The sequence below is a fragment of the Methylobacterium sp. E-041 genome (assembly GCF_022829665.1).
In the GTDB taxonomy this organism is placed as follows: Bacteria; Pseudomonadota; Alphaproteobacteria; order Rhizobiales; family Beijerinckiaceae; genus Methylobacterium.
In genome coordinates, this window is record NZ_JAKSYQ010000299.1 from 234,800 (window position 1) to 260,406 (window position 25,607).

Here is a 25,607-nt window from a genome sequence, read left to right on the forward strand (position 1 = left end):
GACCCCGCGCGCGCGGGCCGAGGGCGGAAGGGAGCGGCGGTGCTGGAGGATCGGAGCAATCCCTTCGGCGCTGGGAGCCGCACGGCGCGGGACGCCGGGTGGCGACGGGCCCCGCCCCGGAAGGGCGAGATCGTCAGTCGGCCGACGGCCGGCGCCGGAACGAGCGCTCATATGGGGCGCTTCCGGGCGCTCCGCCAAGGCCGTAAGCCGATCCGTCGCGATCCGGGATGCCGTAGAGCTCGATCCGCGTCGGCGGCTGCCCGGTCTCGATGTCGGCGCAGAGCGTGTCCGGCACGGCGGTGAGCGGCCCGCGCCGCCGTCCGCGACCCTCCGTCACCTCGGCCGAGGAGTAGGCGTTTCCGCCGCAGGGGCTGGCACCGGCCTCCAGCGGCGCGGCCGCGGCCCGGCGCGGGCCGGATGCGAGGAGCGCGAAGGCCGCCAGGATCGTCGCGAGCGCGGCGCCGCGCATCCTCAGCGGCTCGCGAGGCTGCCGGTGGTGGCCGGCGCCTCGGCGGTGGCCGCGCCGCGCACCCAGCGGGTCGCCTCGATGATGTTGGTGCCCACCAGGGTGCGCACCGAGATGCGCATCGGCACCAGCATCCGCGTGCCCTCGACCGGCGCGAGCCAGACCGACATGTCGCGGTTCTCCTCCATGAAGCGCACCCCGGGCCGGTCCGGCCGGTGGCCGGCGACCGCCTGGTAGCGGGCGTTGCAGACCAGCACCGGGCCGGAATAGCCCGGCTTCTCCACCGCCCGGGTCTCGCCGTAGCTCAGGACCACGTTAAAGCGGGTCGCGCCGTCGAAGACCGGCAGCGTGCGGTTGCAATTGTCCGGGTTGGTCAGGTCGCCGGAGGCCTGGGCCGGCATCAGCAGGGCGCTGGCGGGGTCCATGATCCCGCGCTTGTTGGCGGGCGTCACCGGCACGCGGTCGTCCATGTCGACCAGCGGCGGCGTGACCTCGGACTGGGTGACGTTGCCGTGGGCGAGCGCCATGCGCACGGCGATCCCTGAATTGGCGGTCCGCGTCGCGATCGAGAAGGTGTTGGGCTGCGGCGCGGCGGCGATGATGCCGGCGGAGCGGGCCGAGCCCTGGCCGCCGGTGATCGCGCCGACGAGGCCGGTCAGCGTCGCCGAGACGTCGACGCGGTACTTCGCGTTCTCGAAGGTGCCGGCGAGCCGCGCGGTGCCGATCGACAGGCCGGCGAGCGCGATGCCGTAATCGACGGCGATGCTGGCGGGCGCGGCCTTGCGCTCCCGCGCCTCGGCCGGCGAGAGGGCGCCGCCGAGGGCGGCGGCGAGAACGAGGCGCATCAGTGGGAAGGCGCTGCGGTGGGGGCGGGCGCTCATGGTCCGAATCGCATCCTCACGAGGTCGTCCGGGCACCGGCCCCGACGACGCGGAGCCCCGGGGCTGCCCAGGCGACGGTTATCCGAGCCGCATGGTTAACAGGCCGTTCCGCGCGCGCCCAGGGCCCGTGGCCGCCGGGCCGGCGGGCCGCCGCAGGGCCGAGGCGGCGTCGCCCGCGCAAGCCTTCCCGCCTCCGCGCTTGGACCCTCGGCCGTTCCGTGCTCATATCGATCGTGCGACCGCACGCGCCGCGACGCCGGCGGCGTCGTGCGCGTCCGCAGGCGCCCCCAATCCGGGCGCCCGGTCGGGTTTTGCCTTGACGGTCCCGGGCCGTCTCGCCTATAGGCCGCCACTCAGACACGACTGCGCGAGACCTGGAACGACGTTCGGGTGGGGCCGCGCAGGCGGCGCATCCGGCCCGGGAGGGCGGGTCCGCATCGCCCAGGAACGAGACAGGATAGCGTTATCATGGCACGCCGCTGCGAACTCACCGGCAAGGCCGTTCAGGTCGGCCACCTCGTGAGCCATTCGAACCGCAAGACGAAGTGCCGGTTCCTGCCGAACCTCTGCAACGTCACGCTGACCTCGGACGCGCTGAACCGCCGCGTGCGCCTGCGCGTCACCGCGCACGCGCTCCGCTCGGTCGAGCACCGCGGCGGCCTCGACGCCTTCCTCGTGAAGGCGCACGAGGTCGAGCTGTCGCAGACGGCCAAGCTCCTCAAGCGCGAGATCCACAAGAAGCTCGGCGAGACCGCGGCTCCGGACGCCGTCGCCGCCTGAAGCGGTCGCCTCCGGGCGATGTGAGATCATGAACCGCCGCATGGACCCCCATGCCGGCGGTTTTTTCGTGCCCGCCGCGTCGTTCGCCGGCGCGCCCCTCGATGCGATCAAGGGGGCCGCCGCCGTGCTGATGGTCGGCGACCACGTCGACACCATCCTGCTCGACGGCCACGCCGTCGCCCTGTGGCGGCTCGGGCGGATCGCCTTCCCGCTGTTCTGCGTGGTGTCCGTGCTGCACATCCTGCGCGGCGCCGATCCCGGCCGCTACGGGCTGGCGCTGCTCGCCCTCGCGGTGCCGACGCAGGCGATCTACGCCGCCGCCTTCCCCTTCGGCACGACCGAGGGGTCGATCCTGTTCACCCTGGCGGCGGGCATCGCGTTCGCGACCGCGCTCGAGAGGGGACGCCCTCCGCTACGCCACGCGGCCCTGGCGCTCGGCCTCGCCGTGGTGTTCCTCGCCCCGGCGCTCGCCAAGACGGCGGTGGATTTCGGCCTGGCCGGCATCCTGCTGCCGGCGGCGATCCTTCTGGCGCTGCGCGAACCGCGCGCCTACGGCGCCTGGCTCGTCGCCGCGATCGTCGGGCTGAACTGGCACGGCTGGCACCCGCGGGGCGAGGCCGCGTCCCTCTCGGCGCTCGCCGACGCCGCGACGATCGGGATCGGCGTCCCCCTAATCCTGCTCGCCGCCCTCCGGCTGCGCGGCCGACCGCGCTTCCTGCCGCCCTACGCGCTGCAGGCGTTCTACCCGGGGCACCTCGCCGTGCTGATCGCCCTGCGGGCGCTGGCCTGAGGCGTCAGCGCCGGCGTCCGCCGGCGGCGCGCATCGGGGCGCGGCCGCCGGCATCCTCCTCGAACAGCTCGGCGAGTTTTTCCGTCATCGCGCCGCCGAGCTCCTCGGCGTCGATGATCGTGACCGCGCGACGGTAGTAGCGGGTCACGTCGTGGCCGATGCCGATGGCCAGCAGCTCCACCGGCGAGCGCTGCTCGATCTCCTCGATCATCCAGCGCAGGTGGCGCTCGAGATAGTTGCCGGCGTTGACCGACAGCGTCGAGTCGTCGACCGGCGCGCCGTCCGAGATCACCATCATGATCTTGCGCTGCTCGGGCCGGGCCAGGATGCGCTTGTGCGCCCAGTCCAGCGCCTCGCCGTCGATGTTCTCCTTGAGCAGGCCCTCGCGCATCATCAGCCCGAGATTCTTGCGCGCCCGGCGCCAGGGCGCGTCGGCGCTCTTGTAGACGATGTGGCGCAGGTCGTTGAGGCGGCCCGGCGCGTTCGGCTTGCCGGCGGCGAGCCATGCCTCGCGCGACTGGCCGCCCTTCCAGGCGCGGGTGGTGAAGCCCAGGATCTCGACCTTCACGCCGCAGCGCTCGAGGGTGCGGGCCAGGATGTCGGCGCAGGTCGCGGCGACGGTGATCGGGCGCCCCCGCATCGAGCCGGAATTGTCGAGCAGCAGCGTCACCACGGTGTCGCGGAAGTTCGTGTCCTTCTCCTGCTTGAAGGACAGCGGCTGGAACGGGTCGATGACCACGCGTACCAGGCGCGCCGGGTCGATCTGGCCCTCTTCGAGGTCGAAGTCCCAGGCGCGGTTCTGCTGCGCCAGCAGCCGGCGCTGGAGGCGGTTGGCCAGCCGCCCGACCACGCCCTGGAGATGCGACAGCTGCTTGTCGAGGTAGCTGCGCAGCCGCGCCAGCTCCTCGGCGTCGCACAGGTCCTCGGCGTGGATCACCTCGTCGAACCTCGGATTGAACACCCGGTAGTCCGGCCCGCGCAGCTCGTTGGCGACCTTCGACGGCGGCCGCCAGGATTCGGAGGCCTCCTCGGATTCCGCGTCCTCGGATTCCTCGGGAAGCTCGCCGGACGGCGCGTCGGCCGCCTCCTGCGCGCCTTCCTCGATGTCGTCGGAGGCCTCCTCCGAGGTCTCGACCTCGGCGCGGTCGCCCTGGCTCTGCTCCTCGGCATCGCCCTCGCTCGGGGTCTGCTCCTCGTCCTGGGCCTCGTTCTCGTCGTCGTTCTCGTCGTCCTCGGGGTCGAACGGGGTCTCGTCGGCCATGTCGAGGGAGGAGAGCAGCTCGCGCACCGAGCGGCCGAACCCGCGCTGATCCTCGATCGAGCCGATCAGCCCGTCGAGGTTCGGGCCGGCCTTGTCCTCGATGTGCGCGCGCCACAGCTCGACGATGCGCTTGGCGGCCTCCGGCGGCTTCTGGCCGGTCAGGCGCTCGCGCACCATCAGCGCGACGGCATCCTCCATCGGCGCGTCGGCGCGGTCGGTGATGGTCTCGTACTTGCCGCCGCGGTGGTAGCGGTCCTCCAGCATCGCGGAGATGTTGGTTGCGACGCCCGACATCCGCCGCGAGCCGATCGCCTCGACGCGGGCCTGCTCGACCGCGTCGAACACCGCGCGCGCCGCGGAATTCTCGGGCGCGAGCCGGCGGTGGACGGCGATGTCGTGGCAGCCCAGGCGCAGGGCCATGGCGTCGGCGTTGCCGCGGAGCACCGCGACGTCCCCGACCGTGAGCTTGCGCGGCGGCTCGGGCAGGCGCGCCTTGTCGCCGGTCAGCGCCGGCCGGTCGGTGGCGTAGGTGACCTCGACCTCGGAGCGCTTGGCGATGGCGCGCAGGCACCCGGCGACCGAGCGCTTCAGGGGCTCGGCGACCGGCTCGCGGCGCTCGCCCGGCTTGCGGTTGGAGATGGACATGTGGGCTACCGGTCGGCGTCGAGTTCGAAGGGGCGGTTCAGGATGTCGTCCGCGCTGTAGGGCTGCGTGTCGGGAAGATCGCTCTCCGGCATGTGTGCTTCGTCGGCACCCCACATCGCAGCATCGCGGTAGGCCTCGGTTGAAGCTTCCATCAACCGTGATCGCAATCTCGGACTGTCGCGGAATAGATATCCCATCCGCAGTCGCTGCTGGGCGATCGTGTTCACGTGGTTCAGGTTACGGCGCTCCGAACGCTGGTCCCAGATCAGCATCTGCATCAGGAGGACCCGCAGGCACGCGACCAGCTGATCGTCCAACCGCATTGCGACGTCTTCGAGTTCCTCGGCGATGTTGTCGAGATCGAGGTCTGCCACCTTGCCGGCTCGCAGGAGGGCGACCTGCTCACCGACCCACGTGTAGCGATCGTCCTCGTAGCGCGTTCGGCCGCTCGCTGCGGCCGGCGTAATCGCGGATGGTTCGATCCCACCCACGACCTCATCCTGAGGTGCGGCGTCAGCCGCCTCGAAGGAGCCCTCCAGGACCCGCCGCGATCGCTGGAGGGCTCCTTCGAGGCCTCCGCTTCGCTGCGGCGCCTCAGGATGAGGGGAGGGATGGGACGACGACCATCCACCATCCCCCTGCATGGCGGCATAGGCCGCGTCCGCCGTCGAGGCAGCCTGCGCCATGGACTCCTCCATCGTCGATCAGCTCAGCGCGACGTTCATCGCGCTCTCGGGCAGCTCCTTGCCGAAGGCGCGCTGGTAGAACTCGGCCACCAGCGTCCGCTCCAGCTCGTCGCACTTGTTGAGGAAGGTGACCCGGAAGGCGAAGCCGATGTCGCGGAAGATGTCGGCGTTCTCGGCCCAGGTGATCACCGTGCGCGGGCTCATCACCGTCGAGAGGTCGCCGTTCATGAAGGCGTTGCGGGTCAGGTCGGCGACGCGGACCATGCGGCTGACGATGTCGCGGCCGGGGTCGCCCTTGTAGTGCAGCGCCTTCGACAGCACGATGTCGACCTCGCGGTCGTGCGGCAGGTAGTTCAGGGTGGTGACGATCGACCAGCGGTCCATCTGGCCCTGGTTGATCTGCTGGGTGCCGTGATAGAGGCCCGAGGTGTCGCCGAGGCCCACCGTGTTGGCGGTGGCGAACAGCCGGAAGGCCGGGTGCGGGCGGATGACCCGCTTCTGGTCGAGCAGCGTCAGGCGGCCGGAGAGCTCCAGCACGCGCTGGATCACGAACATCACGTCGGGCCGTCCGGCATCGTACTCGTCGAAGACCAGCGCGACGTTGTTCTGCAGCGCCCAGGGCAGGATCCCGTCCTGGAAGGCGGTGATCTGCTTGCCGTCCTGCAGCACGATCGCGTCCTTGCCGACGAGGTCGATGCGCGAGACGTGGCTGTCGAGGTTGATCCGCACGCAGGGCCAGTTCAGCCGGGCGGCGACCTGCTCGATATGGGTCGACTTGCCGGTGCCGTGATAGCCGGTGACCATGACGCGGCGGTTGCGCGCGAAGCCCGCCAGGATCGCCAGCGTCGTCTCGCGGTCGAAGATGTAGTCCGCATCGAGATCCGGCACGTGCTCGCTGGTCTCGGCGAACGCGGGAACCTCGAGGTCGATGTCGATGCCGAAGGTGGCGCGGACGGAGACGGTGCGGTCGGGGAGCATGGCGGGCTTGTCGTCAGAGAGCATACGGAACCTCGTAGGGGCGGTCTTCCGAAGGGCATCGGATCGAAAGCCGCGCGGAACTTGTCTCGGGCCTCGCCTCGCCGGCCAGTCGCTGCCGGGATGCAGGCCCTTCCTTAAACGTCGTCGCGCCGGGGCGCCACAGACGGGCCGGATCGGGTGCAAGACCCCCATATAGGCCTGCAATCGAAAATTGCCGGTCGTCCGCGCGCGAAAGCCGCCGACGACGGCGCGACGGTCGACTTTGCATCGATCGTGCCGAGCCGCCTCAGCAGAGCCCGGCCGCGCGCAGCACGTCGTGCGCCCGGATGATGTCGCGCAGGCGCTCCTCGAACGAGCGGTCGCCGCCGTTGGCGTCGGGGTGGAAGCGCTTCACCAGGGACTTGTACTGCGCCTTGATCGCGGCGGTGTCGGCGCCTTCCTCGAGGCCGAGCACGTCGAGCGCCCGGCGCACGGTCGCCGAGAGCTTCGGGCGCGCGGGCTCGGCCGGGGCCTGCCGCCCGCGGGCGCCGCCGACGCCCTCGGCGCGCAGCACGCCGAGCGGGTCGACATAGGCCCAGTCGCGCGGCGGCGCGTCGGCCGCCTTGGCGCTCGCCGGGCGGTTGACGCCCATCGCCCAGGTCGGGCGGTGGCCGATGATCGCGTCCTTCTGGAAGGCCTGGACGGCGTCGTCGTTCATGCCGTCGAAGTAGTTGTACGTGGCGTTGTAGGCCTTCACGTGGTCGATGCAGAAGTTCCAGTACTGCCCTTCGGCGCGGCGGCCCTTGGGCGCACGGAACAGGCCCGCATGGGTGCAGCCCTCCGCCTCGCAGGTGCCGGCGGGCTTGCCGCTCGCGGTCTTCCCGCCGGCGGTCTTGCCGGCCGCGGTCTTCGGCTCGTCGCAGGTGCGCCGGATGCGGATGCTGTCGAACAGGGGCGAGTTGAGATCCATGACGGGGCGATTATGAGGGGGCGGACCTGAGACACAAGGGCGCCGGGCCTGATGACGCATGCGGGCGAACGGGCTTGACGGCCCGGCCGCTTGGTGACGCGGCTGTTCGGGTGAGACGAGGGACGGGCGGATGACCGAGACAGCGACGCTGCGGGACTGGATCGAGGGTAAGCTGGCGGCGGAACTCGCGCCCGCGCGCCTCTCGGTGGTGGACGAATCCCACCTGCATGCCGGCCATTCCGGCGCGCGGCCGGGGGGCGAGACGCACTTTCGCATCGATGTGGTCTCGGCCGCCTTCGAGGGGAAGAGCCGCGTCGACCGTCACCGCGTCGTCAACGCGCTGATGGCCGAAGCGTTCGCGCGCGGCCTCCATGCGCTGGCCGTGAAGGCGCGCACCCCGGCGGAAGCCGGCTGAGCCGGAGGGGAGGGGGCCGTGGCCCTGGTCTGCACGCCCCAGATCGCCATCGACGAGGCGGAGCTGCACGAGACCTTCGTGCGGGCGTCGGGTCCCGGCGGCCAGAACGTCAACAAGCTCTCGACCGCGGTGCAGCTGCGCTTCGACGTGCGTCGCTCCGCTGCGCTCCCGGACGCGGTCGCGGTGCGGCTGATGCGGCTCGCCGGGCGCCGGCTCACCGCCGACGGCGTCCTGGTGATCAGCGCCCAGCAGTTCCGCACGCAGGAGCGCAACCGCGCCGATGCCCGCGAGCGGCTGGCCAAGCTCGTCGCCGAAGCCGCGGTGCCCCCGGTGCCGCGCCGGGCCACGCGCCCGACCCTCGCCTCGAAGAAGCGCCGGCTCGAGGCCAAGACCCAGCGCGGCGCGACCAAGCGCCTGCGTGGGGCGCCGGTGGATTGAGCGTTTCTATCCTCCCCCCGCAGAGGGGGGAGGGGAAGAGAGGGCGATCAGTGGATCGCGTCGATCGCCTTCGCGTCGGGGCTGGCGTCGGGGGCCGGCGAGGAGCCGGCGACCAGCGTGCTGCCGGGCTTGGCGATCGTCAGGATCACCGCGACCACGGCGAGCAGGGCGGCGAGCGCCGCCGGGAACAGGAAGGCGGTCTCGCCGTAGCGGATCTGCAGCAGGCCGCCGACGACCGCGCCGGAGGAGAGCCCGGCCCAGAGCGGCGCCTGGATCCAGAACGAGGACGCGACCGTCCCGAGGATCAGGTTGGCCATGCCGGTGCCGAAGCGGACCACCGCGCCGGTGACGTAGGTGAGCGCGATACTGCGGCCGCCCTCGTCCTGAAGGATCGCGTTCTGCAGGCCGAGCGCCAGCACGATCGGGTAGGCGTGCAGCGGGAAGGCGAAGGTGCCCCAGGGCATCAGCAGGCCGAGCGCCAGCAGCGCGGCCTCGATCGTCAGCAGCACCGAGAGTCGCCAGCGGCCGACCCAGGCGGCGATCAGCGTCCCGAGGAAGGCGCCGAAGCAGAACACCAGGATCACCGTGACGACGCGGGCGGTGTTCTCCCAGTCGGCGTTGGCGACGGCGACGCCGAAGCGGGTGGTGTTGCCGGACATGAACGACATGAACAGCTGCGAGAACTCGAGGAAGCCGATCGAGTCCGTCGCGCCGGCCAGGAACGCGAGCACGATCGCGAGCGGGATGCGGGTCGCCGCGCTCGCCGGGAAGGCCTTGTCCGGCGGATCGCCGGGAGCGGTCTTCTCGTTCACCATGGAATGCCTCGCAAGCGTCGTGGGTCGCGCCCGCGCCCCCGCGGGAAGGCGCAGATCGTTGAACGGGTCTTGGCGGAATCGCCGGCTATAAAGGGTCGAGCACGGCCAAGGTTCAACCTGCTCATCACGGCGGCGTGTTTTTCCTCACGTTGCTGTGCGGCGCAGGGATTAAACTGCGTCACGTCTCGGGTTTGACTGCGATCACCGTTCGGCCGGGAACGTCGTGGCCGCGCTCGCGCCGGACCGCCGCCGGGCGGAGCGCGAGGTCGGCGAGGCCGGCCTGGGCCGCGGCCTTCGCGATGCAGGCGTCGGCGTGGGCGTAGCGCCCGTCCGGCCCGAGCACGACGCCGGCGCCGTCGTGCGACTGCACCGTGAAGGCGACGCGCCCGCCCGGGCGCAGCACCCGCGCGATCCCGGCGAGAACGCCCTCGAGCGCGCCGACGTAGATGAAGACGTCGGCCGCGACGCAGAGGTCGGCGGAGGCCGCCGGCGCATCCGCCAGGAACCCGTCGATCCCCGCCTCGACGAGACGGGCATAGATGCCCTTCCGCCGGGCAAGCGCCAGCATCGCCGGCGCGAGGTCGACGCCGGTGAGCCGTTCGACGCGGGGGCCGAGCGCGGCGCCCATCAGGCCGGTGCCGCAGCCGAGATCGATCGCGTCGCGGTATCGCCGGGGGCCGTCCGCATCGAGTGCCGCGCAGAGCAGCGCCGGGCCGCAATAGCCCAGGCCCTCCACGAGGTGGCGCTCGAAGCGTCCGGCATAGCCGTCGAACAGCGCGCGCAGATAGGCCGGCGACAGGACCGGCAGCGCCGCGTCGCCACCGAGGCGCGCGAGGTGGACGAGCATGCCGAGCGTGTCCTCGGGGTCGAGGTCGCGGGCGGTCTCGTAGGCGCGCAACGCCGCCTGGAACAGGCCCGGCTCGGCGGTGCCGGCCGCGGCCCCGGCGGCGTAGCGCGCCTCGCGCGCCCGCCCGAGCAGGACCCAGGCGGCGGCGAAGCGCGGGGCGCGCTCGAGCGCCTGCTCCGCCATCTCGGCGGCGCCGACGCAATCGCCCTCGGCCAGGCACGCCTCGGCATAGGCGAAGCGGCGGTCGGCCAGCAGGTCGCCGGAGCCGGTCTGGGACATGGTGGGGATCGATCCGGGTCTCGTCGGGACGACGCCCTATATCACCCCCGATCCCATCCACCGTCACCACGGGACCGATGACGCTTCGCGCCGGCGACCTTCTCACCCTCACCCGCGAGGGGCTGTACTGCCCGCTCGGGCGCTTCCACGTCGACCCGACCTGGCCGGTCGAGCGGGCGCTGATCAGCCACGGCCATGCCGACCATGCCCGGGCTGGCCACGGCAGCGTGCTGGCCACCGGCGAGACCCTGCGCATCATGGCGGTGCGCTACGGCGAGGACTTCTGCCGTGCGCGTCAGGAGGCGGCGCTCGGCGCGCCGATCCGCATCGGCGACGTGACGGTGCGGTTCGCCCCCGCCGGCCACGTGCTCGGCTCGGCGCAGATCGCGATCGAGGCCGGGGGCGTGCGCGTCGTGGTGTCGGGCGACTACAAGCGCGCGCGCGACCCGACCTGCCTGCCGTTCGAGGTGGTGCCGTGCGACGTGTTCATCACCGAGGCGACCTTCGGCCTGCCGGTGTTCCGCATGCCCGACACCGCGGCGGAGGTGCGTAAGCTCCTCGATTCCGTGGCGCTGTTCCCGGAGCGCGCCCACATCGTCGGCGCCTACGCGCTCGGCAAGGCGCAGCGGGTGATGATGCTGCTGCGCGAGGCCGGCTACGACCGGCCGATCCACCTGCACGGGGCGATGGAGAAGCTGACCGAGCTGTACAAGCGCGAGGGCTTCGCGCTCGGCGAGACCCCCAAGGTGGCGGCGGCCGACCGGGCGAGCCTGAAGGGGGCCATCGTGCTGTGCCCGCCCTCGTCGATCCAGGACGTGTGGTCGCGAAAATTCCCCGATCCCGTCACGAGCTTCGCCTCGGGCTGGATGCGGGTGCGGGCCCGCGCCCGCCAGAAGGGCGTCGAGCTGCCGTTGGTGATCTCCGACCACGCCGACTGGCCGGATCTCTGCCGCACCATCCGCGAGACGGGGGCCGGCGAGGTCTGGGTGACGCACGGGCAGGAGGACGCGCTGGTGCACTGGTGCGGAAGCCAAGGGATCAAGGCCAAGCCGCTGCACATGCTGGGCTACGGCGACGACGGCGAGGCCGAGCCGGCTGCCGGGGACGCAGCCGAAGAGGCCGCCGCGTGAACGAGTTCGCCGAGCTCCTCGACCGCCTGGCCTACGAGCCGCGCCGCAACGCAAAGCTGCGGCTGCTGCAGGATTACTTCGCCCGCACGCCCGACCCGGAGCGCGGCTACGCGCTCGCGGCGATGACCGGCACCCTGAGCTTTCGCGAGGCCAAGCCCGCGCTGATCCGCGGCCTCGTCGAGGCCCGGATCGACCCGGTGCTGTTCCGGCTCTCGCACAACTACGTCGGCGACCTCGCCGAGACGACCGCGCTGATCTGGCCGGGACCCGTCGCGGACGCAGCGCCGGCCCCCTCTCCCGAGCGGGAGGGGGGGCCGGTCGGCGCGCCCGGCCCCGGCCACAACAACCCGCCCCCGCACGTGCCGACGCTCGCCGAGGTGGTCGAGACCCTGTCCACCATCCGCAAGGCCGACCTGCCCGGCCACCTGGCGACCTGGCTCGACGCGCTGGACGAGACCGGGCGCTGGGCGCTCCTGAAGCTCGTGACCGGCAACCTGCGCGTCGGCGTCTCGGCCCGGCTCGCCAAGACCGCGGTCGGCGCGCTCGGCGGCCACGAGGCGGACGCGGTCGAGGAGGTCTGGCACGGGCTCAGGGCGCCGTTCGAGACCCTGTTCGCCTGGGCGGAGGGGCGCGGCCCGCGGCCCGAGACCCTGAACCCGGCCCCGTTCCGGCCACCGATGCTGTCGCACCCGATCGAGGAGGAGACCGACTTCGACAAGCTCGCCCCGGCCGACTTCTCCGGCGAGTGGAAGTGGGACGGCATCCGCGTTCAGCTCGTCGGCGGGCGCGACGCGGCGGGCGGGCAGGTGGCGCGGATCTACTCGCGCACCGGCGAGGACATCTCCGGCGCCTTTCCCGACCTCGCCGAGGCCGTCACCTTCACCGGCACGCTGGACGGCGAGCTGCTGATCCTGCGCGAGGGCCGCGTGCAGAGCTTCAACGTCCTGCAGCAGCGCCTCAACCGCAAGGCGGTGACGGGCAAGCTGACGGAGGAGTTCCCGGCCCATGTGCGCGCCTACGACCTGCTGACCGCCGACGGAGAGGACCTGCGGGCCCTCGGCTTCCTGGAGCGGCGCACCCGGCTGGAGGCGTTCGTGGCGACGCTCGACCACGCCCGGATCGACGTGTCGCCGCTGGTGCCGTTCGCGACCTGGGACGATCTCGCGGCGGCGCGGGCCGACCCGGCCGCGGTCGGGGCGGGCGACGACGCCGACGCGATCGAGGGCGTGATGCTCAAGCGCCGCGACAGCCCGTACCTGCCCGGCCGCCCCAAGGGCCCGTGGTGGAAGTGGAAGCGCGAGCCGCATCTGGTCGACGCGGTGATGATGTACGCCCAGCGCGGGCACGGGAAGCGCTCGTCGTTCTACTCCGACTACACGTTCGGGGTGTGGCGGGACGGCGCGGGCGGCCCCGAGCTGGTGCCGGTGGGCAAGGCCTATCACGGCTTCACCGACGCCGAGCTGGCCAAGCTCGACCGCTACGTCCGCAACCACACGGTCAAGCGCTTCGGCCCGGTGCGCGAGGTCGGCTACGGGATGGAGGGCGGATTGGTGCTGGAGATCGCCTTCGAGGGCGTGCAACGCTCGACCCGGCACAAGTCGGGCGTCGCGATGCGATTCCCCCGCGTCAGCCGCATCCGCTGGGACAAGCCGGCGGCCGAGGCCGACCGGATCGACCTTCTGGAACGCATCCTGGCGCGGGGCGAGCGCGAGACGATGCCGGGCACGACCCTGGAGACGACGGAATGAAGCGCGGCACGGTGGGACCCGTCGAGACCCTGTTTTCGGGCGAGATCCGGCGGCAGGCCGGCGCGCGGCTGACGATCGCGACGCCGGGTCCGGGCTTCACCGAGTTCACGGACGCGGTCGCCGCCTTCGTGCGCGGCAGCGGCGTCCGCGACGGCGTCGCCACGGTGTTCTGCCGGCACACCTCGGCTTCGCTGACCATCCAGGAGAACGCCGATCCCGACGTGCAGGCCGACCTGATGACGGCGCTGGACGGTCTCGCCCCGCGCCACGTCGCCTACGTCCACGGCGCGGAAGGGCCGGACGACATGCCCGCCCACATCCGCACGATGGTCACCGATTCCGCGCTGACGATTCCCGTTCTGGACGGCCGCCTCGCCCTCGGCACCTGGCAGGGCGTGTACCTGATCGAGCACCGCGACCGGCCGCACCGCCGGGAGATCGTCCTGGCGGTGGCGGGGGCTTGAGGGCGGATCGCCGCGCGCGTCCGTCTGTTCGTGCGGGGGATGACCGTGCCCGCTCCGTCATTCCGGGCTCTGCTTCGCAGTCCCGGAATGACGGCGTGGGTGTGATGTCGATCGCAGGCGGCTCCGGCGATGACGGCACCATGCCGATATCGCCCCTGCCACCTCGCGCGTCCGCCAAGCTCCGGATCGGCGGCTGCGCCGAGGCCGCCTAGAGAAACTTCAGCGGGTCGGTCTCGGGCGGGGGCGGGGCGACGTCGGCGCGGTTCCACCAGCCGCCGCCGAGCGCCTGGAACAGGGCCGCGGTGTCGGCGTACTGCGTCGCGCGCGCGCCGGCCGAGGTGACGAGCGCCGAGAGGTAGCCCTGCTGGGCGATCAGCACCTGGGTCGAGTTCACGGCGCCGGCCGAGAACTGCTTGCGGATCAGCTCGAGGCTCTGGCCGGTGGCCTTCTCGGCGGCCGAGGCGGCGGCGACCGCGCCGGCGTCCGCCTGCAGCGCGCGCAGCGCGTCGGCCACGTTCTGGAACGCGGCGATCACCACCGCGCGGTACTGGGCCTGGGCCTGGGTGAGCGTCTCCTCGGAGGCGCGCTGGCGGCGGTAGAGCGTGCCGGCGTCGAAGATCGGCGCGGTGGCTTGGCCGAGGATGGTGAAGAACCCGGCGCCCGGGTTGGCGATCTGCGCGAGCCGCACCGCGCTCGAGCCGCCGGCGCCGGTGATCGCGAATTGCGGCAGGCGGTTCGCCACCGCGACGCCGATGCCGGCGCTGGCCTGCTGCACCAGGGCCTCGGCGGCCTTCACGTCCGGCCGCTGCTGCACCAGGCGCGAGGGCAGGCTGACGGGCACCTTCGTCGGCAGGCGCAGGGCCGCGAGGGTGAAGGTCTCGGCCACCTCCTCGCTCGGGAGCCGGCCGGCGAGGGCGGTCAGGAGGTTGCGCTGCTGCGCCAGCTGCTTCTCCAGCGGCGGCAGCAGCTGCTGCGACAGCGACAGGGCCGCCTGCTGCTGGATCACGTCGGCGCCGGCGATCTGCCCCAGCGAGAGCTGCTTGTTGTAGAGGGTCAGCACCTCGGTCTGCGCCTGGATCACGCGCTTGGTCGCGTCGATCTGGGCCCGCAGTGCCGCTTCCTGGATCGCGGCGGCGACGACGTTGGCGGTGAGGCTGAGATAGGCCGCCTCGAGCTGGAAGCGCTGGTTCTCGGCGGTGGCTTCCAGGCCCTCGATGGTGCGGCGGTTGAGCCCGAACACGTCGGGATTGAAGGCCACCGTCACCTGCGGGGTGTAGAGGCTGTAGAGGTAGTTGTTCTGGTTCTGCAGCGGCGATTGCAGGTCGAGCCCCGGCGCCTTGGCGCCGAGCGCCTGCGGGTTGGCCGAGAGGGACGGGTAGAGCATGCCCTTCTGGGCCAGCACGTTCTGCTGCGCGATGCGCAGGGAGGCCTGCGCCGCCTCCAGGTTCGGGTTGTTGGCCAGCGCCTCCTCGACGAGGCGGTTCAGCGCCTTCGAGCGGAACAGCGTCCACCACTGGCCGGGGATGTCGGCGCCCGAGACGAAGCTCTGGTCGGCCGAGCCGCCCTGCCGGGTGGCGACCTTGTCGGCCGCGCTCGGGTTCGCCAGCGGCTCGCGGGTGTAGCGCGAGACCGGCGGGTCCTCGGGCGCGACGTAGTTCGGGCCGACCGCGCAGCCCGACAGGGCCAGGCTCGCGGCGAGGGCCACGGCCCGTGCGGACCGGCGGTTGAGGGCCGTCTCGATCATGACGCTTCCGACGCGGGACGCGCGCGCGACGGCGCCATCCTCCGCCCGGTAGAGCGCCGCGGGGATGACGCGAGTCAATGCGGCGGGCGGCGTCGCCGGCGGGGAGGCCGAGCGTTGTGGTGCCGGCGCCACGGCTGCGAGGACGAGCGCGCTTTGCCCTCCCCCCTCCGCGGGGGAGGGTGGCCCGCGAAGCGGGTCGGGAGAGGGGAGCGACCTCTCCGGACATGGCTCTCCCCTCTCCCGACCCTCGCTGACGCGAGGCCCACCCGCCCCCGCAGAGGGGGGAGGGAAGGGGCGCGGCAACGTCCTGATCAAAACCATCACGCCGCCGCCCGATGGAGAGCGGGCGTCGCGAGCGGGTTCGGCCGGCGGCGCGAGAACAGCGAGATCAGCACCGGCACCACCACCAGGATCAGGTTCGGCGCGAGCAGGATGCCGCCGACGACGACGAGCGCCAGGGGCTTCTGCACCTGCGAGCCGATGCCGGTGGAGACCGCCGCGGGCAGCAGGCCGACGCAGGCGGCGACGCAGGTCATCATCACCGGCCGCATCCGCACGATCGAGGCGTGCCAGACGGCCTCCTTGCGCGGCCAGCCTTCCTCCATCAGCTGGTTGTAGTAGGCGAGCAAGATCACGCCCTCCATCGTCGAGATGCCGAACAGGGCGATGAAGCCGATCGCCGCCGAGATCGAGAACGGGGTGCCGGTGAGCGCCAGCGCGAAGATGCCGCCGATCATCGCCATCGGGATCACCGACAGGCCGAGCAGCATGTCGGCGACCGAGTTGAAGTTGATGAACAGCAGCAGCGCGATCAGCACCAGGGTGATCGGCACCACGAGGCTGAGGCGGGTGACCGCGTCCTGCAGGTTGGTGAACTGGCCGACCCATTCGAGGTGGTAGCCGGCCGGCAGCGTCACCTCGTCGGCGACGCGCCGCTGCGCCTCCAGCACGGTGCCGCCGAGGTCGCGCCCGCGCACCGAGAACTTGACCGGGATGTAGCGCTCCTGGTCCTCGCGGTAGATGAACGAGGCGCCCGAGACGAGGTCGACGTCGGCGATCTCGGAGAGCGGCACCTGCACCACGCCGCCGTTCGGGTTGGCGGCGCCGATGGTGATGTTGCGGATGGTGGCCAGCGAGGAGCGGTACTCGCGGGCGAGCCGCACCCGCATCGGAAAATGCCGGTCGGAGCCGTACTCGTAGAGGTCGCCCGCGGTCTGGCCGCCGATCGCGGCGGCGATCGTGGTGTTCACGTCGCCGATCGAGAGGCCGTAGCGGGCGGCCTTGTGGCGGTCGACGTCGATGCGCACCGTCGGCTGGCCGAGCGAGGCGAAGACCGAGAGGTCGGTGACGCCGGGCACGGTGGCGAGCACCGCCTTCACGTCGTTGGCCGCCTTGGTGATCGCGGCGAGGTCGGTGCCGTAGACCTTGACCGAGTTCTCGCCCTTCACGCCCGAGGCCGCCTCCTGGACGTTGTCCTCGATGTACTGGGAGAAGTTGAACTCGATGCCGGGGAACTCGGCGTCGAGGCGCTTCGACAGGCCGGCGATGAGCTGCTCCTTGTCGAGCCCCTTGCGCCATTCGTCGATGGGCTTGAGCGGGGCCAGGATCTCGACGTTGAAGAAGCCGGTGGCGTCGGTGCCGTCGCTCGGCCGTCCCTGGTGCGAGATCACGGTGACGACCTCCGGCACCTCGGTGAAGATCTTGCGCAGCCGCTCAACGTAGGCGTTGCCGGCCTCCAGCGAGATCGAGGCCGGCATCGTGCCGCGCACGTAGAGGTTGCCTTCTTCGAGCTTGGGCAGGAACTCGAGGCCGAGGTTCCGCGCGGCCAGCCCCGAGACCAGCAGGATCGCCACCGTCACGGCGATCGACAGGATGCGGTTGCGCAGGCCGAAGCCGAGGATGATCTCGTGGCCGAAGCGCAGCACCTTCACGATCAGGGTGTCGCGCTCCTCCACGTGCTTCGGCAGGATGACGGCCGAGAGCGCGGGCGAGACCGTGAAGGTCGCGAGCAGGCCGCCGACCAGCGCGTAGGCGTAGGTCTTGGCCATCGGCCCGAAGATGTGGCCCTCGACGCCCGACATCGTGAACAGCGGCAGGAAGCCGACGATGATGATCGTCGCCGAGAAGAAGATCGCCCGGTTCACCTCCGAGCCGGCGATGGCGATGGTGCCGAGCCGCCCGGTGAGGCCCCCCGGCGCGGGCTGCCCTTCCGTGTGGTGCGGCTCGGCCAGGTGCCGGAACACGTTCTCGACCATGATCACGGTGGCGTCGACGATCAGCCCGAAATCGATCGCGCCGAGCGAGAGGAGGTTCGCCGAATCGCCGCGCACCACTAGGATCAGGATCGCGAAGCCGAGCGCGAAGGGGATCGTCGCCGCCACGATGATCGCGCTGCGCAGCGACCCGAGAAAGAGCCACTGCACCACGAAGACGAGCACCACGCCGAAGACGAGGTTGTGCATCACCGTGTGCGTGGTGGTGTGGATCAACCCGGAGCGGTCGTAGATCCGCTCGATCTTCACGTCCGGCGGCAGGATCGTCGAGGCGTTGATCTTCTCGATCTCGGCCTCGACCCGCCGGAGCGTCGGCAGGCTCTGGCCGCCGCGGCTCATCAGGACGATGCCCTCGACGATGTCGCTCGAGCCGTCGTGCCCGACGATGCCGAGCCGCGGGGCGTTGGAGACGCGCACGTCGGCGACGTCCCGCACCAGCACGGGCGTGCCGTTGACCTGGGTCAGCATGGTGTCGCGGATGTCGTCCATGTCGCGGATCAGGCCGACGCCGCGGACCACGGCCGACTGCTCGCCGACGTTCAGCGTCTGGCCGCCGACGTTGATCGAGGAGTTGTTCAGGGCCGAGACGAGCTGCACCAAGGTCATGCCCTGGGCCTGGAGGCGGTTGAGGTCGACCGCGATCTCGTACTCCTTGGCCTTGCCGCCGAACGCCGTCACGTCGACGACGCCGGGGATCGCCTTGAAGCGGCGCTGCAGCACCCAGTCCTGCAGGGTCTTCATCTCCGCGGAGGAGAAGCCCTTCGGCCCGACGAGCTTGTACCGCATGATCTCGCCCACCGGGCTCGTCGGCGAGATCTGCGGCGTGGCGCCGTTCGGCAGGGGCGGGGCCTGCGACAGGCGGTTGAGCACCCGCTGCAGCGCCTCCTCGTAGGTGAACTCGTAGTTGAACTGCACCTTCACGTCGGACAGGCCGAACAGCGAGATCGTGCGCACTACCTGCGCGTTGGGGATGCCGGCGAGCGCCACCTCCAGCGGAATGGTGATGTAGCGCTCGATCTCGTCGGCCGACTGGCCGGGATTCTGGGTGATCACGTCGACGAGCGGCGGGACCGGGTCGGGATAGGCCTCGATGTTGAGCTGGGTGTAGCTGGCGTAGCCGAGCGCCAGCATCACCAGGAAGCCGAGGCAGACCAGCACGCGCTGGCGCAGCGAGAAGACGATCAGGCTGTTCATCGCGTCGGGTGCCCTTCCGGCGGTTCCGGTCCGGTCAGGACGCCTTGTCGCCCGACGCGGCGCGGTCGATGAACAGCGCGCCGCGGGTGACGACCTCCTCGCCGGCGGCGAGCCCCTCGACGACCTGGACGTTGTCGCCGTTGACCAGGCCGAGGCTGACGCCGCGCGCCGCGATCGCGCCGTCGGGCCGGGCGACCCAGACGTGGGCGCTCGCGCCTTCGTAGACGACCGCGGCGAGCGGCACGGCCGGCGAGGGCTGGGGCTTGCCCGTGATGATGGTGAAGGTGGCGAACATCTCCGGGCGCAGCGACCGGTCCGGGTTGTCGACCTCGCTGCGCACGGCGAGGCGCCGCGTCGCCGGATCGAGGCTCGACGACATGTAGTTCACCCGCGCCTTGAACACCCGCGTGCCGAAGCCCGCGACCCGCGCCTCGACCTCCTGGCCGATGCGGATCTTCGGGATCTCGCTCTCGCGCACGTTGGCGATCAGCCACACCGTGGACAGGTCGCCGATGACGAAGGCCGGGTCGCTCGAGGTGGTGAGGTACTGGCCGATGCCGACCTTGCGCTGCACGATGGTGCCGGCGATCGGCGCCTGGATCTGCGTCTCGGCGCTCATCGTGCCGTTCTTCTCGTAGGCGGCGATCTCCGCGTCGGTCTTGCCGAGGAGCTTGAGGCGGTTGCGCACCGCGTCGAGGGAGGCCTGGGCGGTCTTCAGGTCGCTCTGGGCGGCGATCACGTCGTTCTGGGCCGACTGGTAGTCCTTGAGCGCCACCGCCTTGGCCGCGAACAGCTCCTGCTGGCGGGCGGCGATGGTCTGGTCGAGCTTGAGCAGAGCCTGCTGCTTCTGGATGGTGTTGAGCGCGCTCTGGTAGTCGTTCTGGGCCTGGACCATGTCCGTGGCCTCGATGACGAGGAGCACGTCGCCGACCTTCACGTCGTCGCCCGCGCGCTTGAGCACCTTCGTGACGCGGCCGGAATAGGGCGAGGCCACCGGCACGTTGTCGTCGTCGTTCAGCGCGATGCGCCCTTCGGCCGAGCCTTCCGGGCGGAAGGTCATCGTCGCCACCGGATGGATCTCGAAGGTGGTGCGCTGCTCCGGCGTCGGCCGGAAGATCCGCTCGGCCGAGGAGGGCGGGGCGTCGGCCTCGCCGCTGTCCTCGCCCTTCGTGCCGCCGAGCATCCCGCGCGCGTAGGTCGTCACCGTCTCGAGGAACCCGTGCACCGGCTGCGGGAACACCGCGACCACGGCGACGGCGGCGACCACCAGCGACAGCACGACCGCGATCGGCAGCAGCCCCTGGCGGCGCGGGCCGTGCGCCCGGGCCGCCGGCGCGTCGGTGTCGGGATCGAGTGGCGTGCGGGCGTCCATCGCGCTGTCGTCTTCGGGTCGAGGGAGGTGCTTGATGGCTGTGGGCCGGTGCGGAGCGGTCGAACGCGGGAACCCGTCCCGATGCATCGAACCGATCGATGGTGCTTTTCTAAGGCAGGCCCGGGACGGGCGGCTCCCCAAGGCGCCGATATCCCGCGCATCCGGGCGGCACAATGGCCCGGCGGTGCGGAAGCGCGGCCGGGAGGCAATCGAGGCGGGTCGAGGCGATCACGTTCGGGATATCGGGCTCGCGGGATATCGGGCTCGTGCGTGCGGTCGCCCAAGCGGTCCGCGGCGAGGCCGCGACCGGAAACGGCACCGCTTGGTCGTGGCCATGGGTCGTGGCAGGTCTTCACGACGGTCTCGCGACGGAGCCGCATGCCGGCCGCGGGAGGCGGGGCGGCGTCCGCTCGGGTGCTTCCATCCGCGGTCCGATGATACGATATGACATGTCATCGGCGGCCCGGCGCGAGCGCGGGCGCCCACCGCATCACCCGTCGGAAGAGTCGCCCATGTCCGGATCGCAGAGCCCCACCAACGCCGAGTCGGTCACCTCCGAGAAGATCCCGGTCACCGTGCTGACCGGCTACCTCGGCGCCGGCAAGACCACGCTGCTCAACCGCATCCTCACCGAGAACCACGGCAAGCGCTACGCCGTGATCGTCAACGAGTTCGGCGAGATCGGCATCGACAACGACCTCGTCGTCGGCGCCGACGAGGAGGTGTTCGAGATGAACAACGGCTGCGTCTGCTGCACCGTGCGCGGCGACCTGATCCGCATCATGGACGGGCTGGTGAAGCGCCGGGGCAAGTTCGACGCGATCATCGTCGAGACCACCGGGCTCGCCGACCCGGCCCCCGTCGCCCAGACCTTCTTCGTCGACCAGGACGTCGGCGACGCCGCCCGCCTCGACGCCGTGGTGACGGTCGCCGATGCCAAGTGGCTGTCCGAGCGCCTGAAGGACGCGCCCGAGGCCCGCAACCAGGTCGCCTTCGCCGACGTGATCCTGCTCAACAAGGCCGACCTGGTCTCGGAGGCGGACATGGCGCGCGTCGAGGGCGAGATCCGCGCGATCAACCCCTACGCCAAGCTCCACCGCACCACGAACTGCGACGTGCCGATCGACGCGGTGCTCGGCCGCAACGCCTTCGACCTCGGCCGCATCCTCGATCTCGAGCCCGACTTCCTCGAGGAGGGGCACCACCATCACCACGACGGCGACATGCAGTCGTTCTCGGCCCGCATCGACGGCCCGGTCGACCCGGAGAAGTTCATGCCGTGGATCTCGAACCTCACCACGATCCAGGGCCCGGACATCCTGCGCTGCAAGGGCATCGTCGCGTTCCCCGACGAGCCGCGCCGCTTCGTCTTCCAGGGCGTGCACATGATCCTCGACGGCGACCTGCAGGCCGAATGGAAGGCCGGCGAGGACCGCTCGTCGCGCGTCGTGTTCATCGGCCGCAAGCTCGACGCCGAGGCGATCAAGGGCGGGTTCCTGGACTGCGCGGCCTGAGGCTTATGCGAAGCGGATCATGGTCGACGCGGGCGTCATGATCCGATCAGCTTGACGAAGGCGGCACCGGCGCCGAAGAAGGCCGCGCCGGCCGCCATGCCGGAGAGCGCGATCTGCCAGGGTGCGAGCATCCTGTCGCGCTCGAGTTTCCGCGCCTCGTGCTCGAGCTTCCTGGCTTCGTGCTCGAACTTCTTCGCTTTGAGCTCGAGCTTCATCGATTCGGCCATGAGCTTCTTCTGCTCGGCCACGAACTTCTCGCTTTCCTCGCGTTGCCGACGGATACGGCCGATCAGTTCTTCCAGATCCGGGGGAAGCGGTGTTGCGGTGTCGGCCATCGGGCTTGGTCCTCGACGTCGCGATGATCGAGGCACGATAGGCGTTCGCTCCCGACCGGTCGAGCGCGCCGCAGGCGCCCGTCAGCCGAATATCAACCTTTCCGTCCCATGAAGGACCCGTCGTCGTGCGGGCCCGCGTTCCAGGCTCGCGGAGCCCGCGTGAGCCATGGCCAGCACCGCCGTTCCGGGCTTCGTCCTGCCGCAGGTCGGCCGGGTCCCGTTGATCCGGGTCGTCCACGGCTTCGCCGGCGCGCTCCTCGCGGCGTTCGTGTTCTTCGCCTGCTTCGCCTTCTCCGAGACCTCGCCCTACGACGTGATCGCGATCCCGACGATCCTGCTCTGGGCCTGCCTCGGCATCCGGCTGCACCGTGGGGCGGTGCCGCTGGTGGTGCTGCTGCTGCTCTATCTCGGTGCGATCGTCGTCGGCCTGATCCCGTTTCTCGACGAGGACTTCCCGGTCACCTGGACGATCCAGCTGATCTACCTCTCGGTGACGGGCGTCTTCTTCGTGATGTTCTTCTCCGACGACACCCAGGCCCGCATGGAGCTGGCGCTGAAGGCCTACACGGCGAGCTGCGTGTTCTCGGCCACGCTCGGCATCGTCGGCTACCTGCAATGGCTCGGGATCGAGGACCTGTTCTACAAGTACGACCGCGCCTCGGGCACCTTCCAGGACCCGAACGTGTTCGGCTCGTTCCTGACGCTCGGCGCGCTCTACCTGATGCACGGCCTGATCACGGCGACCGCCCGGCGCCCGGTGCTCGCGCTCGCGGGCCTGCTGATCATCCTGGTCGGGATCTTCCTGTCGTTCTCGCGCGGCTCGTGGGGCGGCACCGTCGTCGCCACGCTGCTGATGGTCGGCTCGGTCTACGCCTCCTGCGGGTCGGCGCGGCTGCGGCGGCGCATCGTGCTCCTCAGCCTCGCGACCCTGGCGCTCGGTGCCGTCGCGATGGCGGCCCTGCTCTCGGTCGACAGCGTCCAGAAGATGTTCGCCACCCGCGCCGCGGTGAGCCAGGACTACGACGAGGGCGAGACCGGCCGCTTCGGCAACCAGCTTCGCGGCATGGAGATGCTGCTCGAGCGCCCGCTCGGCCTCGGGCCGATGCACTGGCGCCTGACCTTCGGGCTGGAGCCGCACAATTCCTACATCGGCAGCTTCGCCAACGGCGGCTGGCTCGGCGGCGCGGTCTTCCTCGCCCTCGTCGCGGCGACGGGGTTCGTCGGCTTCCGCCTGCTCGCCCGGCCCTCGCCGTTCCGCGCGCACGCGCAGATCGTCTGGCCGGCGCTGCTGATGTTCTTCCTTCAGGCGCTGCAGATCGATATCGAGAAGTGGCGCCACGTCTACATGATGCTCGGCATGGTATGGGCGCTGGAGGCGGCGCGCCGGCGCTGGGCTGCGCGGGACGGGCGCCGCGCGCCCGCCTCGGCGCCGCGCGAGGGCGATCGGCCCGGTCGGGTCCGGAATCGGGATGATGCGATGGGCCGGCGCCTCGGGGAGATGCCGGCGGGGGACGCGCGAACGTGAGCAGCACAGAGGCGCTTCAGGCCAGGGACGACGAAACGACGGCGGACGAGGCGGCGCGCGAGGCGAAGCGCGTCGCGGCGCTGCTGGCGCTCGGGATCCTGGATACGCCGCCGGAGGATCATTTCGAGGCGGTGTGCCGCACGGCCTGCCGCCTGTTCGGCGTCGAGACCGCCTTCGTCGGGTTCATCGACGCCGACCGGCAATGGCTGAAGACGCCGTGCGCGCTGGTGCCGGGCGAGCTGCCGCGGCAGGAGAGCTTCTGCACCTACACGATCCAGACGGACGCGGTGCACGTCGTCCCGGACGCGCGGCTCGACCCGCGCTTCTCCGGCAGCCCGCTCGTCGACGGCACGGCGGGGGCAACCCGGTTCTATGCCGGCACGCCCCTGAGCCTCGCCCCCGGGATCCGCGTCGGCACCCTCTGCCTCGTCGATTCGCGGCTGCGCGACTTCTCGCCTGAGGACGGCGTCGCGCTGCAGGACCTCGCCGAGATCGTCGTCGCGCACCTGCGCCTCTCGGAATCGAACGCGGCGCTCGGGCGCGAGATGGCCCTGCGCAGCGCGCACGAGGCGCAGCTGGAGTGCCAGGCGGCCGAGATCGCGGAGCGCTCCGCGGCGCAGGCCAGCGCCAACCACCTGCTGACCATGGCCGAGCAGCTCGCCAGCATCGGCAACTGGCGCGTCCCGCTGCCGGCGGGTCAGCCGATCTGGTCGTTGGGGCTCTACGAGATCGCCGGGCTCGACCCCGCCACCGCGCCGCCGCACCTCTCGACCTTCGCCGAGATCTATCACGCCGACGACCGGGAGCGGCTGATCGCCGTCGTCGGCGACGCGATCGCGCGGGCCGAGAACTTCGCCTTCGACGCCCGCATCCTGCGGCCGGACGGCACCGAGCGCGACGTGGTGGTGCGCGGCACCTGCGAGACCGACGCCGCGGGCGCGGTCACCGGCCTGTTCGGCGTGATGATCGACATCACCGCGCGCCGGCGGGCCGAGGCCGACGTCCACCGCAGCGAGAGCCGCTATCGCGGGCTGGCCGACACCCTGCCGCTGCTGGTCTGGGCGATGCGGCCGGGCGACGGCGAGATCACCTACGCGAACCCCCAGTTCCACGCGTATTACGGGCCGATCGGCACCGGCCGCGCCGCGCGGGTCGCCTGCAACCATCCCGACGACGCGCCCGCCATGGCGACGGCGTGGCGGGCGGCGCAGGCCGGCGAGACCGCCTATTCCGGGGAATGGCGCCTGCGCCGCGCCGACGGCACCTATCGCTGGCACAAGCTGACGATGACGCCGGTCCACCTGATGGCCGACGGCACCGTCATCGAGTGGCTCGGCACGGCGCTCGACATCGACGAGATCGTCACCGCCCGGATGGCGGAGCACGATGCCCGCGGCCTGCTGCGGATCGCCCTGGAGGCCGCCGAGGCCGGGACCTGGGATTGGGACATGCAGACCGGGGTGAGCCTGCTCTCGCCCGAGAGCCTGCGCATCTACGGGCTGCCCGAGGACGGCGAGCCGCGCGGCATCACCACCGCCGCGTGGACGGCCCTGGTCGATCCCGAGCAGGTCGGCGAGGTCTGGGACGCGATCCGGCACGCGATCGACACCCGCACCACCTACGCCGCCGAGTTCCGGGTCGGCGAGCGCTGGGTCTACGCCCGCGGCCGGCCGCTGTTCGGGGCCGACGACCGCCCGTACCGGATGGTCGGCCTCCACATCGACATCACCGAGCGCAAGTCGGCGGAGGTGGCCTTGCGCTCGATCACCGCCGAGGCCCAGGCCGCGCGTGCCGAGGCCGAGCGCGCGAGCGAGGCCAAGAGCGACTTCCTCGCGGCGATGAGACACGAGATCCGCACGCCCCTGAACGGCATCCTGGGCTACGCCGACATGCTGCTCGACGAGACCCACCTGCGGGCGGAGGACCGTCACCGGCTGGAGCTGATCCAGGGCTCGGGCGCCGCGCTGCTCACCGTCGTCAACGACATCCTCGACTTCTCGAAGATCGAGGCCGGGCAGCTGACCCTCGACCCGGTCTCGTTCCCGCTGGTCTCGGTGATCGACAACACCGTCTCGATC

At 71.4% G+C, this 25,607-nt stretch carries 22 protein-coding genes; 10 read left to right on the forward strand and 12 right to left on the reverse strand.

The window, feature by feature from the left end:
* Window positions 1-133: 133 nt before the first annotated feature.
* Together MKK70_RS29160 and MKK70_RS29165 are read right to left on the reverse strand one after the other, a co-directional pair.
* On the reverse strand, window positions 134-469 hold the full coding sequence (locus MKK70_RS29160; RefSeq protein ID WP_243951475.1) for a hypothetical protein: 336 nt from the start codon (window positions 467-469) through the stop codon (window positions 134-136).
* 2 nt (window positions 470-471) lie between these two features.
* On the reverse strand, window positions 472-1,347 hold the full coding sequence (locus tag MKK70_RS29165; protein WP_409568340.1) for a DUF3108 domain-containing protein: 876 nt from the start codon (window positions 1,345-1,347) through the stop codon (window positions 472-474).
* Between the two features lie 468 nt (window positions 1,348-1,815).
* On the opposite strand from MKK70_RS29165, the gene rpmB reads away from it, so the two are divergent.
* Window positions 1,816-2,127 (forward strand): 50S ribosomal protein L28, encoded by a 312-nt coding sequence (gene rpmB / locus MKK70_RS29170; RefSeq protein ID WP_147728548.1) that lies wholly within the window; start codon window positions 1,816-1,818, stop codon window positions 2,125-2,127.
* Between the two features lie 28 nt (window positions 2,128-2,155).
* Window positions 2,156-2,917, forward strand: a complete 762-nt coding sequence (locus tag MKK70_RS29175) for a TraX family protein (RefSeq protein ID WP_243951477.1) — start codon at window positions 2,156-2,158, stop codon at window positions 2,915-2,917.
* A 4-nt stretch (window positions 2,918-2,921) separates the two neighbouring features.
* On the opposite strand, the gene cobT is transcribed toward MKK70_RS29175, so the two are convergent.
* The 4 genes from cobT to MKK70_RS29195 form a co-directional block, all read right to left on the reverse strand.
* Window positions 2,922-4,823, reverse strand: coding sequence for a cobaltochelatase subunit CobT (cobT, locus tag MKK70_RS29180; protein ID WP_243951479.1), 1,902 nt, complete (start codon window positions 4,821-4,823; stop codon window positions 2,922-2,924).
* A gap of 5 nt (window positions 4,824-4,828) precedes the next feature.
* Entirely contained in the window at window positions 4,829-5,509 is a 681-nt protein-coding gene (locus tag MKK70_RS29185) for a DUF29 domain-containing protein (RefSeq protein ID WP_243951481.1), read from the reverse strand.
* Between the two features lie 18 nt (window positions 5,510-5,527).
* Window positions 5,528-6,511 carry a cobaltochelatase subunit CobS gene (gene cobS / locus MKK70_RS29190; protein WP_147728552.1) on the reverse strand — a complete coding sequence of 328 codons (984 nt, stop codon included), beginning with the start codon at window positions 6,509-6,511 and terminating at the stop codon, window positions 5,528-5,530.
* A gap of 262 nt (window positions 6,512-6,773) precedes the next feature.
* Complete coding sequence (locus tag MKK70_RS29195) at window positions 6,774-7,436, reverse strand: J domain-containing protein (protein ID WP_147860001.1); 663 nt, start codon at window positions 7,434-7,436, stop codon at window positions 6,774-6,776.
* A gap of 130 nt (window positions 7,437-7,566) precedes the next feature.
* Here MKK70_RS29195 and MKK70_RS29200 point away from each other — a divergent pair, with 130 nt between their 5' ends.
* Both MKK70_RS29200 and arfB read left to right on the forward strand, forming a co-directional pair.
* Window positions 7,567-7,851, forward strand: coding sequence for a BolA family protein (locus tag MKK70_RS29200; protein ID WP_147729557.1), 285 nt, complete (start codon window positions 7,567-7,569; stop codon window positions 7,849-7,851).
* Window positions 7,852-7,869: 18 nt separating this feature from the next.
* Window positions 7,870-8,289, forward strand: a complete 420-nt coding sequence (gene arfB, locus MKK70_RS29205) for an alternative ribosome rescue aminoacyl-tRNA hydrolase ArfB (protein ID WP_147729556.1) — start codon at window positions 7,870-7,872, stop codon at window positions 8,287-8,289.
* 47 nt (window positions 8,290-8,336) lie between these two features.
* Here arfB and MKK70_RS29210 read toward each other — a convergent pair whose 3' ends face one another.
* Complete coding sequence (locus MKK70_RS29210; protein ID WP_147729555.1) at window positions 8,337-9,104, reverse strand: YoaK family protein; 768 nt, start codon at window positions 9,102-9,104, stop codon at window positions 8,337-8,339.
* Between the two features lie 178 nt (window positions 9,105-9,282).
* On the reverse strand, window positions 9,283-10,230 hold the full coding sequence (locus tag MKK70_RS29215) for a class I SAM-dependent DNA methyltransferase (RefSeq protein WP_243951483.1): 948 nt from the start codon (window positions 10,228-10,230) through the stop codon (window positions 9,283-9,285).
* 77 nt (window positions 10,231-10,307) lie between these two features.
* On the opposite strand from MKK70_RS29215, the gene MKK70_RS29220 reads away from it, so the two are divergent.
* Genes MKK70_RS29220 through MKK70_RS29230 form a run of 3 tightly spaced genes read left to right on the forward strand, consistent with a single transcriptional unit; the run spans window position 10,308 to window position 13,572 of the window.
* Complete coding sequence (locus tag MKK70_RS29220) at window positions 10,308-11,360, forward strand: ligase-associated DNA damage response exonuclease (RefSeq protein WP_147726419.1); 1,053 nt, start codon at window positions 10,308-10,310, stop codon at window positions 11,358-11,360.
* Complete coding sequence (locus MKK70_RS29225) at window positions 11,357-13,108, forward strand: cisplatin damage response ATP-dependent DNA ligase (RefSeq protein WP_243951485.1); 1,752 nt, start codon at window positions 11,357-11,359, stop codon at window positions 13,106-13,108. The genes MKK70_RS29220 and MKK70_RS29225 overlap by 4 nt, the downstream gene beginning before the upstream one ends.
* Window positions 13,105-13,572 (forward strand): secondary thiamine-phosphate synthase enzyme YjbQ, encoded by a 468-nt coding sequence (locus MKK70_RS29230; protein ID WP_147726417.1) that lies wholly within the window; start codon window positions 13,105-13,107, stop codon window positions 13,570-13,572. The genes MKK70_RS29225 and MKK70_RS29230 overlap by 4 nt, the downstream gene beginning before the upstream one ends.
* A gap of 208 nt (window positions 13,573-13,780) precedes the next feature.
* On the opposite strand, the gene MKK70_RS29235 is transcribed toward MKK70_RS29230, so the two are convergent.
* From MKK70_RS29235 to MKK70_RS29245, 3 genes are all read right to left on the reverse strand, one after another.
* Window positions 13,781-15,316 carry an efflux transporter outer membrane subunit gene (locus MKK70_RS29235; protein WP_243951487.1) on the reverse strand — a complete coding sequence of 512 codons (1,536 nt, stop codon included), beginning with the start codon at window positions 15,314-15,316 and terminating at the stop codon, window positions 13,781-13,783.
* A gap of 320 nt (window positions 15,317-15,636) precedes the next feature.
* A complete protein-coding gene (locus MKK70_RS29240) occupies window positions 15,637-18,783 on the reverse strand; it encodes an efflux RND transporter permease subunit (RefSeq protein WP_243933874.1) in 3,147 nt (1,048 codons plus the stop codon).
* 34 nt (window positions 18,784-18,817) lie between these two features.
* Entirely contained in the window at window positions 18,818-20,155 is a 1,338-nt protein-coding gene (locus MKK70_RS29245; RefSeq protein WP_243951489.1) for an efflux RND transporter periplasmic adaptor subunit, read from the reverse strand.
* A gap of 512 nt (window positions 20,156-20,667) precedes the next feature.
* Between MKK70_RS29245 and MKK70_RS29250 the strand changes: the two genes are divergently transcribed.
* Window positions 20,668-21,669 (forward strand): CobW family GTP-binding protein, encoded by a 1,002-nt coding sequence (locus MKK70_RS29250; protein ID WP_243951491.1) that lies wholly within the window; start codon window positions 20,668-20,670, stop codon window positions 21,667-21,669.
* A gap of 35 nt (window positions 21,670-21,704) precedes the next feature.
* On the opposite strand, the gene MKK70_RS29255 is transcribed toward MKK70_RS29250, so the two are convergent.
* Window positions 21,705-22,004, reverse strand: coding sequence for a hypothetical protein (locus MKK70_RS29255; protein ID WP_243951493.1), 300 nt, complete (start codon window positions 22,002-22,004; stop codon window positions 21,705-21,707).
* A gap of 166 nt (window positions 22,005-22,170) precedes the next feature.
* Between MKK70_RS29255 and MKK70_RS29260 the strand changes: the two genes are divergently transcribed.
* A complete protein-coding gene (locus MKK70_RS29260) occupies window positions 22,171-23,529 on the forward strand; it encodes an O-antigen ligase family protein (RefSeq protein WP_147859793.1) in 1,359 nt (452 codons plus the stop codon).
* The coding region (locus tag MKK70_RS29265; RefSeq protein ID WP_243951495.1) for a PAS domain-containing protein at window positions 23,526-25,607 on the forward strand (2,082 nt) is incomplete at its 3' end. The genes MKK70_RS29260 and MKK70_RS29265, both read left to right, overlap by 4 nt.